Raw genomic sequence first — 15,265 nt, 5'->3', positions numbered from 1 at the left:
CGATAAAAAAACCTGTAAGGCTTCATCACCTTACAGGTTTTACTTAGGCCGAATTGCGAATAAAGTCTTCCAGAGCGTTCAGGTGGTCGGTAAAAGCCTGTCGGCCGAGGGGGGTGGCCGAATAGGTCGTATTGGGTTTGCGGCCAACAAATTGCTTCTTTACAGAGACATAGCTCTGCTCTTCCAGCGCCCGCAAGTGCGTCGCCAGGTTCCCGTCGGTCATTTCTAACAGTTCTTTGAGGGAGTTGAAACTCAATGTTTCGTTCACAATCAAAACTGACATGATGCCAAGCCGGGCCTTACTTTCAAACGCTTTATTAAATCCTATCAGGAATTCTCGCATCAGCGCTTCGATTCGTCTCGTTCATACTTCAAATACATGACGGTGCCGTACACAATATGTAGCACCCCAAAGCCGACAGCCCACGTCAGCAGCGAATAACCCGTCCAGAACAGCGCCAGCAGGCCCAGCAGAATTTCGGATAATCCCAGGTATTCCACATCGCGAACGGTGTATTTACTACCGCTGTAGAGCGCCATACCGTAAAAAATGAGAGTGGTTGGGAAGGTCAGCCAGATGAGGTTAAACCGAATCAGCGCCAGACAAAAAATCCCGCCCGTTACCAGGGGAACGGTTAAGGCCCACAACAATCGTTTTGAGATGGTATTCCAGACGCTCAAGCCCTGTCGACGCGCTTTGCGTATGGTGAAAAAGATTCCCAGCAACAAAGCGGCTGCCAGCACAACCACACCGTCGAGAATCAGAAAATCAACCATATCCCGGCGGTCTGGCCCGTTGAGTCGGCTCATGCGCTCGTAGCTCATGAACGTCAGGTTGTTATTTTGCAGCCGAATGTAAGCTGCCCCAGCGCCCAGAAGCGCTATAACACCCGCTGATATCCCCGATAGTCCACTCAACGACAAAAACTTCGATGAGCGTTCCATCAGGCTCCGTATTTCTGTCAGGGTTTGTAAATGTTCGCGCGATTCGGACATACGTTTATGTAAATAGAATGGATGAGCGGAGAAAAGGAGGAGGGACCGTGGGCAGCCCTTTCTCCATTTATCCATTCCCCTTTATATCATTTCGATCAATTTAGTACCAAAAATAATGCTACCAACAACGACGGCCAGGAGTACCACCAGCAGCACGGCACCAGCCGCCAGGTCTTTTACGGCCTTAATCTGCGGGTGTCGTTCCGGCGAAACAACATCGGCCAGCTTCTCGATGGCGGTGTTGAAGGCTTCGGCGGCCCACACCAGGGCGACCTGCGTCAGGATCAGCGCCCATTCAATCCGGTCCAGCCGAAAGCAAAAGCCGGCAATGACAACGGCAATGGCCGCCAGTAAATGAATTTTTGCGTTGTTTTCGAATCGAAACAGGGCAAAAATCCCCTCTATCGCATACCGAAAACTCCGTAAATTTTTTTGAATATCAATCCAACGACTCATGCGTCTGGCGTTGAACGTACTGCGTAAAACCCACATAAAGCGTCACCAGCGCAAAAGTATACGAAAGTGTGAGTTTCAATGCAAACGGGTTGAAGAGGTTTTGACGAATGATCTGGGCTAAATCCAATGGATTCGTGAACAAGTCCCAGCTATTCAGCCGGATAAACCGCCCCAGGTAAATTCCAAAACTGGTCAGCAGAAGGCAACCGATCATGACGGCCCAGGTCTTCAGGGTACCCAGTCGGTGATTCAGCATGCGGTGAACCAGCAATTGTGAATACAGCCCCGCCAGCAGCCCCGTCAGGGCACACATAAAAATCATCATGGTGTCAAACCAGACGGTTTCTTCCTCAACGTGCCGAACATGAAATAAATCGGTAATAATGTACGGCGAATTGGGCAGAAACAACAACCAGAGGGCAAGACCCGGCCATAATACCCAGCGAGGTAGCTGGCGGTTTTCCAGCCCTTCACGCAGGAAAAGAGTAACGATAAGGGGAATCCAGGCCAGGAATAAATTCCAGGTCAGCATCTTGAAAAACCAGGGATTCAGACGAACCACAACCATTGCTATGCTCATGATCGACAACAGAATCAACATTCGTAAACCTTCTCCGGAGCGATAAACGGCGCGTAACTTGTTGAGCATGGTATAAAAGAACTTTGGTTTACAAAGTAGTGTACTAGAACGGTCCCGATCAAGCGAACGAACAAAAATATTTACGTTGGCTGGTAAGTTGGGGCAGATAGCGTAAATGTCACCGCAGTGCAATGCTTTTTGCCAATGCTGAAAGGTGTACCTTTGTAAAAAAAGCAGATGAATACCAACCTGAATCAACGACTGGAAACAATGCCCGCCCGGCGGCAGGATCAATTAATGGCGTTTGACCGTTTGCTGACGATCATGGATGAACTACGCGAGCAATGCCCCTGGGACCGCAGGCAGACGATGGACAGCCTGCGCCATCTGACCATCGAAGAGACCTACGAGCTGTCTGATGCCATTCTGGAAAAGGACTTAGCCGAAATTCGCAAAGAATTGGGCGATGTGATGCTGCACCTGGTTTTTTACGCCCGAATTGCTTCGGAGCCCCAATTGGGGTCCGCTTTCGACATTGCCGACGTGCTCAATGGCGTTTGTGACAAGCTGATTGCGCGTCATCCGCATATTTACGGCGATGCCGACGGGCAAACTGTGGTGGCGGATACGGAAGAAAAAGTGAAACAGAACTGGGAGCAGCTGAAACTGAAAGAAGGCAACAAGTCGGTACTGGGTGGGGTTCCGGGGTCGTTGCCGGCATTGGTAAAGGCTATGCGGATTCAGGAAAAAGCGCGGGGCGCCGGTTTCGACTGGGAAGAAAAACAGCAGGTTTGGGAGAAAGTGGAGGAGGAAATGCAGGAATTTAAAGCCGAGTTCAATGCGGAAACCGATGCAGTCATTGACTCGGAACGGGCCGAAAAGGAATTTGGGGATGTGTTGTTCTCGTTGGTCAATTACGCTCGTTTTATCGATATCAACCCCGAAACGGCCCTGGAACGCACGAATAAAAAGTTCATTAGGCGTTTTCAGTACCTGGAAGAGCAAGCCCGTAATCAGGGACGCCAGTTGAAAGATATGACACTGGACGAAATGGAAGTATACTGGCAGGAGGCCAAACAGTTTACGTAAATTATTGGTGCTCAATGTTGATAAGCTGGTTATTTTTTTAACCAGGGATGACTTTCAGCGACATCTTACGTCTACAGGGGAGGTAAATAGATATTGTATCCCCCTGTACCATGAAAAACCGCTTTTTACTTTTTTTCGGGGCGCTATTCGGGCTGAATGTAACGATTTCTGTTGCCCAGGATCTGAATTTCAATACAACGGCTCCTTTGTATCCAGACGGGGCTACGTCCCATTCATATACCGGAATAGGCACGCCTGCCGTGAATGTAGATGTTAGCGTCAGTGGTCCTGGAAAATTCTCTAATCTGGCACCCCGCCGGGCCGGAACGGGTTTGTATACACCCAATATCAAATTTGCTACCTCAAGCGAAACGCAGCACTATAGCTTCACCTTTAGTGATCCTGTCACGGGGCTAGAATTTTCATTGAATGCCCTTCAGTACAATATATTCCCTAATACTGATCATAATTATCAGGACAAGATAACGATCCTGGCCACGGATGAATTCGGCAATACGGTGATGCCGGTCATCCCGCCGGGAGTTGGGTACAGTGTCAATGGCAACGAAATTTTGGCTACATCAACGGATGCATCAAATGTTGATAAAGTTCGCTTTCCAACCCAGGTGAAAACCGTCGTTATTGTATTTGGTAATGGGCATTTAGCGGGCCCCATTCCAAACGGGCAGGGTTTTACGATTGGGCATATGGAATGGTCGGGTGTGGTCTTGCCGGTAGGAATTTCTTATTTCCGGGCTAAACCCGTTGGCAGTGTTATTCAGTTGGCCTGGGAAACAACGTTTGAACGTAATGCCGATTACTTTACGGTTGAGCATAGTCTGGATGTTGAAAACTTTACCCCGATTGGGCGGATCAAGGCTGTCGGCGACGCAACCCGCCCTCACTCGTATGCGTTCGTGGATGACCGGGCGCACCGCATGACGAATTACTACCGATTGCAGCAGGTGGATAAGGATGGTTCCAAAAATCATTCAAAAGTCATTGCCGTTCGGCGTGATCTGCAACTTCCAGATCTGCTGGTTTATCCGAATCCTTCCGATGGTAGAACTATCCATATACAGTTTAATGACGGAAAACCGGCGTCTTTGCGGTTAACGGATTTAAACGGGCGTGCCCTTGATTTTCGAATCCGGGAAACCGATGCAGGTCAGGTAATACTGGTGCCCGTTGTTCCGTTATCGCCGGGTATCTACCTGCTCCACACGCTTGATCGGAAAACCGTTCGATTAGTAGTTAAATAAAGTGTTTGTACAATCATTTATCCTAAAAACTCTTCCAGGATGGGCCATTTTTTACGCGTGCTTCGTTTCACTCCGCTGCTATTTCTAGTGCTTCAGTCGGCGCTGGCGCAGACTATTTATTCACAAAATTTCACATCCGGATTGGATGGCTGGACGGTTAGCAATACAACGGCGTTTGCCGTCAATGCGACATCGGCCAGCACGGGGTATGCAACGCCCATTGCTGCATCGGGTGGTAACAATCTGTCTTTTGGCGAATGCGGAGGCAATACGGAACATACCGTAACCTCGCCCGCTATCAGCACCGCAGGACGGACCAATCTGATGGTTGGATTTGGCCGTCGAAAAACCAACGGGTTTGGTCCTCAGGTCGTTCGATTTGAGTTTAGTACCGACGGAGGAACCACCTGGACAAACATTTCGTCCGATGTTTCCAGTGTGGCCACGACCAATTGGGCGCTTTCTGTATTTGCCTTACCGGCAGCCGCCGAAAACCAGACCAGCTTGCTGTTCCGCTTTCGGTATACGCCCCCGGCGGGTTCGGCCTGTTCCACTTCCTTTCGCATCGACGATTTTACGGTGAGCTACAACAGTGCGTTGCCAGTTGAGTTTGCTTATTTTCGCGGAACGGCGGAGTCCAGTGGAAACCGACTCAATTGGGAAACTGTTTGGGAGTTGGGAGCTAGTTATTTTGTGGTTGAACGCAGCCCGGATGCCGAGGTATTTACCCGCATTGGACGCATTGATGCGGTAGGCAAGACTGCTGATAAACAGGCATATACCTTTGTCGATGGTGAGCCATATCCGGGGATCAGTTATTACCGGCTTCGGCAGGTGGATCAGGACGGGACATCGCAGCTTTTCAAAACAATTGCCGTCAATCGCTCTGAATCGAAGGTTATTGTGTACGAAAACCCGGGTTCTGGCCGCGAGATTCGGCTGAAGGCGGCTGGTCTAATTCCGGCCAGTTTGCGGTTGATGACCCTGACGGGGCAGAACATTTCGTTTCAAGTGACGGAGCAAACCAATAACGACTGGCTGATCCGACCGGCCATTCCTTTACAGCCGGGATGTTATCTGATCAGCGTGGGCCAGCACACGTTGCGACATGTCATTCAAGTGGTGGTTCGATAAAGCTTTTTCGGCGATTTGTAGCTAAACCTGCAAGATTGGGACGATCAACTGGCCCGGTCTTACAGGTTTTCTTTTTCGTACTATCTTTTTCTTTTTTATTTTGCAGTATGAGTGAGAAACGCTGGATATACCGGCCGATTCCGGAGTCACCTGAGGAGTTACTGGCTGTTGAAAACCTGACCCGTGATCTGAAAGTAAACCCGTTCATGGCCATGCTGCTCGTGCAACGGGGGGTATATAGTTTTGACCAGGCCCGAACCTATTTTCGCCCTGAACTTCAGCACCTGCACGATCCTTTTCTGATGAAAGACATGGAAAAGGCCGTGCAACGGCTGCAAATGGCCATGGTCAGAGGAGAAAAAATTCTGATTTATGGTGATTATGACGTGGACGGAACTACTTCGGTAGCCTTGTTTTACGGTTTTATGAAGACGATTTATGCCAACCTGGATTATTACATTCCGGATCGGTATAAAGAAGGGTACGGTATTTCTGCCCAAGGCATTGAATGGGCGGCAGCGAACGGTTTTTCACTCATCGTTAGTCTCGACTGCGGAATCAAATCCATTGATCGCGTTGAGGAAGCCTGGGAAAAAGGCATTGAATTTATCATCTGTGATCACCATCGGCCCGGCGCTGAAATCCCACCCGCTGTGGCCGTTCTTGACCCGAAGCGGCAGGATTGTGGGTATCCCTGCAAGGATTTGACAGGCTGCGGAGTTGGCTTCAAGCTGTTACAGGCGCTGTGTTTGTTCCGTGACATTCCACTGGAGCGATTGTATAATTACCTGGATTTACTCGCAATCAGTATTGCTTCGGATATTGTCCCGATTACGGGCGAAAACCGGGTGCTGGCCTATTACGGCCTGAAAAAAATAAATTCGTCACCGGGTTTTGGGGTGCAGGCTCTCATCAAAATAGCGGGCTTCAGTTCGGCTCTGGACATTACCAATGTGGTGTTTGGGCTGGGGCCGCGCATCAATGCTGCGGGCCGGATCAAACACGCCAAAGCAGCTGTGCAGTTGCTACTGGCTCAAACGGAGGAAGAGGCCACCGACTTTGCGTTTGAAATTAACGAACACAACAACAGCCGTCGGCAATATGACACCAGCATTACTGAACAGGCGCTGGCCATGATTCAGGGTGACGAATGGTTGCTGAACGCGAAGAGTACGGTTCTTTTCAACAATACATGGCACAAAGGTGTCATCGGAATTGTGGCGTCGCGGTGCATTGAAAAATACCACCGCCCCACCATCATCCTAACCGAATCGCATAACCGGGCGGCTGGATCGGCGCGGTCAGTACCGGGTTTCGATGTGTACGAGGCCATTGAGGAATGCGCTGATTTGCTCGAGCAATTTGGTGGACACACCTTTGCCGCCGGTTTGACGCTGAGGCTGGAAAATATCAAGGCCTTTCAGCAAAAGTTTGAAGAAGTGGTGGCCCGGCGTATTCAGGAGGAACAGCTCATTCCGATGATTGAAATCGACATGGAGCTTGATCTGGATGCCATCGATCAGAAATTCTATAACGTGCTGCGGCAAATGTCTCCGTTCGGGCCGCAGAACATGGCACCGGTTTTCTCGACCAATGAGGTATTCCTGGTTGGCGAACCGTACATCATGAAGGAAAAACACCTGAAAATAACCGTACAACAGTCCGGATCGTATCAACGATTTACGGCAATTGGTTTCAATATGGCGCACCACGCTCTTTTTCTCCGGCGTGATCAACCATTTGCAATTTGTTACCAGATCGAAGAAAATAATTATAACGGGAATAAATCGTTGCAGTTACATTTGAAAGACATAAAGGCAGCGGTCGGTGAGGGTGTGATGGGCTCCACGGGCCGAAAGCCGACGGCAAAAACAACATGATTCTTCGCACGGAAAATTTAGTTAAAAAATACGGTTCCCGGCTGGTCAACGACCACGTTTCCTACCAGGTCGAACAAGGTGAGATTGTCGGATTGCTGGGCCCCAACGGAGCCGGTAAAACCACTTCCTTTTACATGGCGGTGGGATTGATTAAGCCCAATAGTGGTAAGGTTTATATTGATAACCAGGATGTTACTGATTTGCCAATGTACAAGCGCGCTCGGTTGGGCGTCGGGTATCTGGCTCAGGAAGCATCGGTATTTCGGGATTTGACGGTGGAAGAAAACGTACTGGCGGTGTTGGAAATGACCGACATGTCGCGGCAGGAGCAGAAGGAGAAAGTCGAGCAGTTGCTTGAAGAATTTAGCCTGACGCACGTTCGCAAAAACAAGGGTAAAGTGTTATCGGGGGGAGAACGTCGGCGGACCGAGATCGCCCGCAGTCTGGCCGTTGACCCGAAGTTTATTTTGCTGGACGAACCGTTTGCCGGGGTTGACCCGATTGCCGTGGAAGACATTCAGGGGATCGTGGCCCAACTCAAACACAAAAACATCGGTATTCTGATCACGGACCACAATGTAAACGAAACACTCTCGATCACCGACCGGGCGTATCTGCTGTTCGAAGGAAAAATCCTGAAGCAGGGAACCGCCGAAGATCTGGCGAATGACGAGCAGGTTCGGCGCGTATATTTAGGACAACATTTTGAGCTGAAACGGAAAATTTAAGCCTGGCATTTCGCAGTCGGGTTCGCGAATCGCCATCTTAGCTCAACACCTCCCGCAACACCGCCAGCGACTTGATTTCTCCCAGGCTATCAATGTGGATCTGGTAAAACGCTACCAGCGCGTCAAGGAGCTCGGCGCGCGTCTGCCTAGTAATTTTAACGGGCGCACCCAGCCGGTGGCGCAGGAAGCTGTTCAGGGCTTTTTCCGTATGTTCGTCGGGCAGAAAAGGGTATTTCTGCTCCTGTAGCTGTCCTTCAAACTCACGGGCGTTGGCCGGACCGAAGCCCAGAAAAGAAGCGAATTTCAGTAAAAACGCAATGTGGAAGTTTTCGTAATCGGTTCCCGCTTCCTCCAGGTACCGAACACTCTCCTCCAGAAAATGATAAAGAGTGGGGTTGCTGGCTTCTTCTTTCAACGTTTTGGTCAACATTTCGCTGACAAAAAGCGCCATGCTGGACTTGGCAATATCGAACGGAATGTGCTGAAACGGGTAATTGATTTTGACTTCTGAAAGCCGGTGCAGGTCTTTTTCCGGTTTATAATAAACAACCATGTCCAGCAAGGTTAAGGGTTGGAAAAAAGCAATCCGGTTGGTTTTGCTTTTGGCCGACCGCACGCCGTTGACCAGATAACTTTGCAGTCCAAACTCTTCGGTGTAAACGCGAACGATGATCGACGTTTCGCGGTAACGAAAATAACTCAGAACGATTCCCCGGGTTTTATGAAGCATTTTTTCAGTAAAAAATCTGAATCGGCTAGTATGAAAGCGATCGGAAACTGTACTATAAAAAGGCAGTATGGATTTCGACAGCGATCAACAGCTTCCTAATTTAACGGATTTTACGCGATTTTCAAGGCAAAGAGTGGTAAAATCCTGCGTAAAAATGTCCATTTTTGCGGTCTTTATAGCATCCTCAACTCAATACCTATGAAACTATACCGTACCCGCCAGGGCATCGTTGTTGAACACGAAAACCGTTTTCACCGCGCTCCGAGCGATGACTGGGATTATTTGGTCAATCAGGACGATCTATTTACATTTCTCCAGCAAGAGGTTCCATCAACGGCGGCCTCCGATGAATACCGTACCTGGACGGAAAATCAGTTGTTGCCGCCCATTAGCCAGCAGGAAATCTGGGCGTCGGGGGTGACATACCTGCGGAGCCGCAATGCTCGCATGGAAGAATCAAAAGATGCCGGGGGCGGAGATTTCTACGAACGCGTTTACGATGCAGAACGGCCCGAATTGTTCTTTAAATCGACGGCGGCCCGCGCCGTGGGATCAGGCGGAGCTGTCCGGATTCGGAAGGATTCGACCTGGAACGTGCCGGAGCCGGAATTGACGCTGTTCATCACCTCCAACGGGAAAATAGTGGGCTATACCGTCGGTAACGACATGAGTTCGCGGAGTATCGAAGGCGAAAACCCGCTGTATCTTCCTCAGGCGAAAACGTACGATGGTGCGGCTGGCATCGGCCCGTGCCTGTATATACCAGGTGAACCGATCTCGCCCGATACCGAAATTCGGCTTGAAATCCGGCGCGACGGGCAGGCGGTGTTCAACGAAAGAATTTCCATCAATCGCATGAAACGGAAGCACGATGAACTGGTTTCTTTCCTGTTTCGCGAAACTACTTTCCCGCACGGCTGTTATTTAATGACCGGCACTGGTATTGTACCCGGCGATGATTTTACGCTGACTGTCGGTGACGAAGTACATATTTCAATTGAAGGAATCGGTACGTTAGTAAATACCGTACAAAACTAGAACCATGAGTTTTAAAGCCATCAATCCAGCCTCCGGCGAAGAACTGGCCGGTGTATTTGAAGAATCGACCACCGAAGAAGTTGATCAGGCCTGCCGAAAGGCCGCCGAAGCCTTTCCCGTTTATCGGAAGCTCTCCGGCGAAGCCAAAGCGTTGTTTCTGGAGCGTATTGCCGACGAAATCATGGCGTTAGGCGACGAATTGCTTGAACGGGCCAACCTGGAAACCGCCCTGCCGCTGGCCCGTCTGACCGGTGAACGGGGGCGGACAACGAACCAGTTGCGGCTCTTTGCGCAATACCTCCGCGAAGGCTCCTGGGTTGATGCCCGTATTGATCCAGCGCTGCCGGATCGGCAACCGTTGCCGCGTCCTGATTTGCGACAAATGCTAATTCCGCTGGGACCCGTCGGTATTTTCGGGGCGAGCAACTTCCCGCTGGCGTTTTCGGTTGCGGGTGGTGATACGGCCTCGGCCCTGGCCGCTGGTTGTTCGGTGGTCGTCAAGGCGCATCCGGCGCACCCCGGCACCTCGGATCTGGTTGGCAAAGCCATTCGGAAGGCCGTGGAAGCCAGCGACCTGCCGGAAGGCGTTTTTCAAATGGTTCAGGGTACCGGCGTAGCCGTTGGCATGGCCATTGTAGAACATCCGGCGATCAAAGCCATTGGTTTTACGGGCTCATTCCGGGGCGGAAAAGCCATTTACGATGCTGCCGTTCGTCGCCCGGAACCGATTCCGGTTTATGCCGAGATGGGCAGCACCAACCCCGTGTTTTTTCTGCCCGCCATTATGAAACAGAAAGGGCTGGATCTGGCTAAAGCGTATGTCGATTCGGTGACGCTGGGGGTTGGGCAATTTTGCACCAATCCGGGTCTGGCCATCGTCAAACAGTCGGATGGGGGCGATGCGTTCATCAGCCAGGCTCGTCTGGCCATGTCGCAGACCAAACCGACGCCAATGCTGACCAAAGGCATTTACCAGGCCTATACGAGCGGTATTGAAAAACTAAACTCGGTTTCGAGGGTTTTGATTGCCAGCAAATCCGATTCGTCGGTTGAAAGCTACGCGTGTGGCCACCCGACGCTCTTATCGACAACGGCCGATGTATTGCTGGAACATCCGGAGCTGACCGAAGAGGTGTTTGGGCCAAGTAGCCTGATGGTGACGGCTGATACCAAAGAAGAAATGCTGGCAGTGGCGAATGGCTTGGAAGGGCATTTGACAGCCACAGTTTACGGCACCCCCGAAGAACTGCTGGAATATGCTGATTTGCTCGAAATTCTGGAGCAAAAAGTGGGTCGCGTGCTCATCAACGGTTTTCCGACGGGGGTGGAAGTAAGCCACGCCATGACCCACGGTGGGCCTTTCCCGGCAACGACCGACGTCCGTTCTACGTCTGTAGGGACGAATGCCATTCGGCGGTTTGCGCGTCCGGTTTGTTACCAGAACTTCCCGAATGAACTCTTACCCGACGCCTTGAAAGCCGATAACCCCCTGGGAATTTACCGGCTGATCGATGGGGAGTGGAAGAAGTAAAAATTCCTTCGCAGCGTTAAGTGTCTCTGCTTAACGCTGCGAAACAATGCCACCGGCCAAAATTAGAGCTTCAGATTTCCCGTTCCAGCGCAATAAAATGCGTCAGTTCATCCTGTGTATTCCAGATGGGATCAATTTCAATGTCGCAAAGGTAAGTAGCGCCATCTTTCCGGTAATTAATCAACTGTTGGTGAATTGGGCTGGTTCGGTGTTGGCTGCGGACCTGACTCAGTTCTTCGGAGAGCTGCCGCAGACGCGCCGGGTCCGTAGCGGGCCCTTGCAGAAAAAGGGGCGTTTGCCCAATAACCTCCTGCGCTTTATAGCCCGTCATGGAAAAAAAACGGTGACTTACCCACAAAATCGACCGGGACAGGTTCGCCACCACGAGCGTATAACCGTCATTCAGCGACTTCTCGTAATCGCGCACGAGCCGCCAACCAAATTCTGTAGCCAGCTGTGATAATTGTTGCACTTCACGCCGATGCTGTCGCTGTTGGGCCCGGTCGAGTAAAAAGAACTCAAGCGAAGCCGCCGGCAACGGGCGATTCGTAACCTGGCTATGTTTGATGTATTCGGCGTACGATTGATCGGTCAGCATGGGGCAGGTCAATGGTGTTTTTTAACAGACCTTAAAAAAGGTAAATTGTTTTCAAAACAGCAAAATACATTACTTCACTTCCAGAACGACACCGGTTGTCCACCGAAGATCGTTGTTTTTTCGTCCCACAGCCACCACACTTTCATACGAGTTCTGGATCATTGTCCGCACACTGATCAGGGCCGTCAGCCGCATCTGAAAGGAGAAATTGCCGTTCCAGCGGAGGTTGGGCTGGTTGAGCGCCGGTTGAAAAAAAGTGGTATGGGATACCGAATACCGCCCATCGTCCCACTGGTATTCGCCGAACAGGCGGGTCGAATTCCGCAGCACGTTGATGTCCGGCACCTCGGCGGTATTGGTAATGAAATCCGTATACTCATAAAGCAGCACGTTGGTGACGGACAGGAAAGCGTTTTTTCGACTGAGGATTTTGTAACCAACTCCCGCTCCACCAGTGAGCCGGTTTCGGATTTTGCGCAGGTTGCTGATTTCGGTAGCACCGAAAGCGAGGTAATAAAACCGGCGTTCCTGGAGGTAACTGGCTCGGAAGTCCGCCGTAAATTCCCGCTCATTGAGTTGCTGATTTTGGCGTCCGTACGCAAACGTGGGGTTACTGGCGAACCGAAAAAGTTTACTCACCGCCCAGTCGAACGCGCCCCCCACCTGAATCAACGCACGGTCTACGTTTCCGGCCGTAATCGTGCCGTCGGCGGTTAACTTATAATGTAAACCCGATGGGTCACTGGCTGGTACGGGCGCGGCTTTGGCTTCTTCTTCTTTTTTAATGCGGGCGGTCGAATCGGTTGCAGCCGCTGAATCTGCGGGCGTTACGGTTTTTGACGTATCCGCTGGGGCGGTTGGAACCGTTTGACAAATACCGTTGAGTGATAAAAAAAGACAAAAAATAAAACTGATTTTTGCGTAGATCATAGGCAAAAATAAAATGGTTTCTTGTCAATAACGCCCGATGCCGTACATTTGACCTACAATTGTTACCAAAATGATTCAGTTGCCTTCAGAAGTTTTTAACCGTATACCGTATGATGAATAAGAAACTACTGATCTGTTCGGTTCTGACTTTCTGCTGCCATTCGTGGGGAATGGCTCAGGCGTGGGAAACGGTTGCGACCCAGGGCGAATGTGAAAAACGCCACGAAAACGCGGCCGCACTGGTTGGGGATAGCCTCTACGCCATCGGTGGCCGGGGCACGCGACCGCTGGATGCGCTGAATCTGAAAACCCTGATGTGGAAACGACTGCCAGCGCCACCGGTGGAGATGAATCATTTTCAGGCGGTTACCTACAAGGGCGAAATCTACGTGATGGGGGCTTTTCAAGGAGCTTTTCCGCACGAAACCCCGATCCCGAATATTTATATTTACAGCCCAAAAACCGGTAACTGGCGCAAAGGGCCGGAGATTCCGAAGCCCCAACTGCGCGGGTCGGCGGGGGTTGTGGTGTATAACGACAAAATTTACATGGTTTGCGGAATCATTGATGGACATTACGACGGGCACGTTTCGCGTCTGGACGAATACGATCCGAAAACCAATACCTGGAAGCAACTGGCCGATGCACCCCGTTCCCGCGATCACATCAATGCGGCCGTTGTTGGCAATAAACTGTACCTGGCGGGCGGTCGCCGGTCGTCGGCCAAAACCGGTCATGTGATTGATACCACCCTGCCGGAAGTGGACGTGTATGATTTCAAAACCGGTACGTGGGAAACGCTCCCTTCGTCGGGCAACCTGCCAACCCTGCGGGCTGGCAATACGGCGGTGACGAAAGATAATAAAGTGTGGATCATTGGCGGAGAAAGCGAACAGCTGAAATCGCATAGCGAAGCTGAAGTACTGGACCCCAAAACCAACCGCTGGACCTCGGGCCCTAAATTGCGAGAAGGCCGCCACGGTACGCAGGCCGTCGTTTACAAAAATAGCATTTACATTCTGGCCGGATCGGCTAACCACGGTGGAGGCCCCGAATTGAATAGTGTTGAAGTTTTGAAATAAAATAACCTGGCAACAAAAGTGGCTGGGAGTACAACTATGAGTCAACCAACTGATCGATACGCGCAGCGGGGAGTTTCGGCGTCTAAAGAAGATGTCCACAAAGCCATTGCGAAGCTGGACAAGGGGCTGTTTCCCAAGGCTTTCTGTAAAATAGTGCCGGACGCGCTGGCCGGTGATCCGGATTATTGCACCATCATGCACGCTGACGGCGCCGGAACCAAGTCGTCGCTGGCGTACCTGTACTGGAAAGAAACCGGTGATCTGTCGGTTTGGCGGGGTATAGCGCAGGATGCCGTGGTGATGAATACCGATGACCTGATTTGTGTGGGCTCAGTGGGACCAATGCTGCTGTCGTCGACTATTGGACGCAACAAAAACCTGATTCCGGGCGAGGTGATTGCCGAAATCATCGACGGAACGGAGGAAGTGCTGGACATGCTGCGGCAGCACGGTGTCGACATTGCCAGCACCGGGGGCGAAACCGCCGACGTGGGTGATCTGGTCCGGACGATCATTGTCGACAGCACGGTGATCGCCCGGATGCGCCGGTCCGACGTGGTGAGCAACGACCGGATTCAGGCCGGGGATGTGGTGGTTGGGCTGGCATCGTTTGGGCAGGCCACCTACGAGAAAACATACAACGGCGGGATGGGTAGCAACGGGTTGACCTCCGCCCGGCATGACGTTCTGGCCCATTATCTGGCGGATAAATACGCCGAAAGCTTCGATCCTGCCGTGGATAGTAGCCTGGTTTACAGCGGCTCCCGACAGTTGACGGAGCCGGTGGCAGGAACGGGTTTAAACGTTGGGCAGTTGATTCTCTCGCCCACCCGAACCTACGCGCCTGTGGCCAAAGTGCTGCTGGATGAGTTGCGTTCGCAGGTGCATGGCATGGTGCATTGCAGCGGAGGTGCCCAGACGAAGGTGTTGCATTTTATTGATAATCTGCATGTTGTCAAGGATAATATGTTTCCGGTTCCACCCCTGTTCGAGCTGATTCAGAAGGAAAGCGGGACGACCTGGCAGGAGATGTACAAAGTGTTTAACATGGGGCACCGGCTGGAGATATACCTGGCCGAAGAGCACGCTCACCGAGTTATCGATATTGCGGCCCAGTTTGGGATCGAAGGCCGCGTGATTGGGCACGTCGAAGCGTTCGAAGGCAAGCGGGTGACTGTCCAAAGCGACGTAGGCACCTTTGTATACTAAGTCCGAAAAACAGCCCGTCTTT

Annotated in this window: 16 protein-coding genes; 9 read left to right on the top strand and 7 right to left on the bottom strand. The window is 51.3% G+C overall.

The features are described from left to right. Positions 1-43: 43 nt before the first annotated feature. The 4 genes from ACYVH9_RS13765 to ACYVH9_RS13750 form a co-directional block, all read right to left on the bottom strand. A complete protein-coding gene (locus tag ACYVH9_RS13765) occupies positions 44-343 on the bottom strand; it encodes a winged helix-turn-helix domain-containing protein (protein ID WP_460636934.1) in 300 nt (99 codons plus the stop codon). After that, positions 343-996: a hypothetical protein gene (locus ACYVH9_RS13760; protein WP_460636933.1), complete on the bottom strand. Its 654-nt coding sequence runs from the start codon at positions 994-996 to the stop codon at positions 343-345. The genes ACYVH9_RS13765 and ACYVH9_RS13760 overlap by 1 nt, the downstream gene beginning before the upstream one ends. Positions 997-1,077: 81 nt before the next feature. Further along, entirely contained in the window at positions 1,078-1,452 is a 375-nt protein-coding gene (locus tag ACYVH9_RS13755) for a diacylglycerol kinase family protein (protein WP_460636932.1), read from the bottom strand. Then, positions 1,436-2,101 carry a DUF1361 domain-containing protein gene (locus tag ACYVH9_RS13750; RefSeq protein WP_460636931.1) on the bottom strand — a complete coding sequence of 222 codons (666 nt, stop codon included), beginning with the start codon at positions 2,099-2,101 and terminating at the stop codon, positions 1,436-1,438. Before ACYVH9_RS13750 ends, ACYVH9_RS13755 begins: the two co-directional genes overlap by 17 nt. A 168-nt stretch (positions 2,102-2,269) precedes the next feature. Between ACYVH9_RS13750 and mazG the strand changes: the two genes are divergently transcribed. The 5 genes from mazG to lptB all read left to right on the top strand — a co-directional run bounded on the left by mazG (position 2,270) and on the right by lptB (position 8,125). Continuing rightward, positions 2,270-3,121 (top strand): nucleoside triphosphate pyrophosphohydrolase, encoded by an 852-nt coding sequence (mazG, locus tag ACYVH9_RS13745; RefSeq protein WP_460636930.1) that lies wholly within the window; start codon positions 2,270-2,272, stop codon positions 3,119-3,121. Between the two features lie 110 nt (positions 3,122-3,231). Further along, positions 3,232-4,383 carry a T9SS type A sorting domain-containing protein gene (locus ACYVH9_RS13740; RefSeq protein ID WP_460636929.1) on the top strand — a complete coding sequence of 384 codons (1,152 nt, stop codon included), beginning with the start codon at positions 3,232-3,234 and terminating at the stop codon, positions 4,381-4,383. A gap of 39 nt (positions 4,384-4,422) precedes the next feature. Beyond that, positions 4,423-5,517 (top strand): choice-of-anchor J domain-containing protein, encoded by a 1,095-nt coding sequence (locus ACYVH9_RS13735; protein WP_460636928.1) that lies wholly within the window; start codon positions 4,423-4,425, stop codon positions 5,515-5,517. A gap of 107 nt (positions 5,518-5,624) precedes the next feature. Continuing rightward, positions 5,625-7,397 (top strand): single-stranded-DNA-specific exonuclease RecJ, encoded by a 1,773-nt coding sequence (recJ, locus tag ACYVH9_RS13730; RefSeq protein ID WP_460636927.1) that lies wholly within the window; start codon positions 5,625-5,627, stop codon positions 7,395-7,397. Then, positions 7,394-8,125 (top strand): LPS export ABC transporter ATP-binding protein, encoded by a 732-nt coding sequence (gene lptB / locus ACYVH9_RS13725; RefSeq protein WP_460636926.1) that lies wholly within the window; start codon positions 7,394-7,396, stop codon positions 8,123-8,125. Before recJ ends, lptB begins: the two co-directional genes overlap by 4 nt. A gap of 37 nt (positions 8,126-8,162) precedes the next feature. On the opposite strand, the gene recO is transcribed toward lptB, so the two are convergent. Next, on the bottom strand, positions 8,163-8,855 hold the full coding sequence (gene recO / locus ACYVH9_RS13720) for a DNA repair protein RecO (protein ID WP_460636925.1): 693 nt from the start codon (positions 8,853-8,855) through the stop codon (positions 8,163-8,165). Positions 8,856-9,053: 198 nt separating this feature from the next. On the opposite strand from recO, the gene ACYVH9_RS13715 reads away from it, so the two are divergent. Both ACYVH9_RS13715 and ACYVH9_RS13710 read left to right on the top strand, forming a co-directional pair. Further along, positions 9,054-9,893, top strand: a complete 840-nt coding sequence (locus tag ACYVH9_RS13715; RefSeq protein ID WP_460636924.1) for a fumarylacetoacetate hydrolase family protein — start codon at positions 9,054-9,056, stop codon at positions 9,891-9,893. 4 nt (positions 9,894-9,897) lie between these two features. After that, positions 9,898-11,424, top strand: a complete 1,527-nt coding sequence (locus ACYVH9_RS13710; protein WP_460636923.1) for an aldehyde dehydrogenase (NADP(+)) — start codon at positions 9,898-9,900, stop codon at positions 11,422-11,424. Between the two features lie 70 nt (positions 11,425-11,494). Here the strand turns inward: ACYVH9_RS13710 and ACYVH9_RS13705 are convergent, their stop codons facing one another. After that, positions 11,495-12,022: a PAS domain-containing protein gene (locus tag ACYVH9_RS13705; RefSeq protein WP_460636922.1), complete on the bottom strand. Its 528-nt coding sequence runs from the start codon at positions 12,020-12,022 to the stop codon at positions 11,495-11,497. A gap of 69 nt (positions 12,023-12,091) precedes the next feature. Further along, on the bottom strand, positions 12,092-12,952 hold the full coding sequence (locus ACYVH9_RS13700; RefSeq protein ID WP_460636921.1) for a DUF481 domain-containing protein: 861 nt from the start codon (positions 12,950-12,952) through the stop codon (positions 12,092-12,094). 113 nt (positions 12,953-13,065) lie between these two features. Between ACYVH9_RS13700 and ACYVH9_RS13695 the strand changes: the two genes are divergently transcribed. After that, on the top strand, positions 13,066-14,034 hold the full coding sequence (locus ACYVH9_RS13695; protein WP_460636920.1) for a Kelch repeat-containing protein: 969 nt from the start codon (positions 13,066-13,068) through the stop codon (positions 14,032-14,034). 36 nt (positions 14,035-14,070) lie between these two features. Continuing rightward, positions 14,071-15,243: an AIR synthase related protein gene (locus ACYVH9_RS13690; protein ID WP_460636919.1), complete on the top strand. Its 1,173-nt coding sequence runs from the start codon at positions 14,071-14,073 to the stop codon at positions 15,241-15,243. Positions 15,244-15,265 lie beyond the last annotated feature (22 nt).

This window comes from Larkinella harenae (genome assembly GCF_054780515.1).
This window is presented reverse-complemented; position numbering and strand designations above follow the sequence as displayed.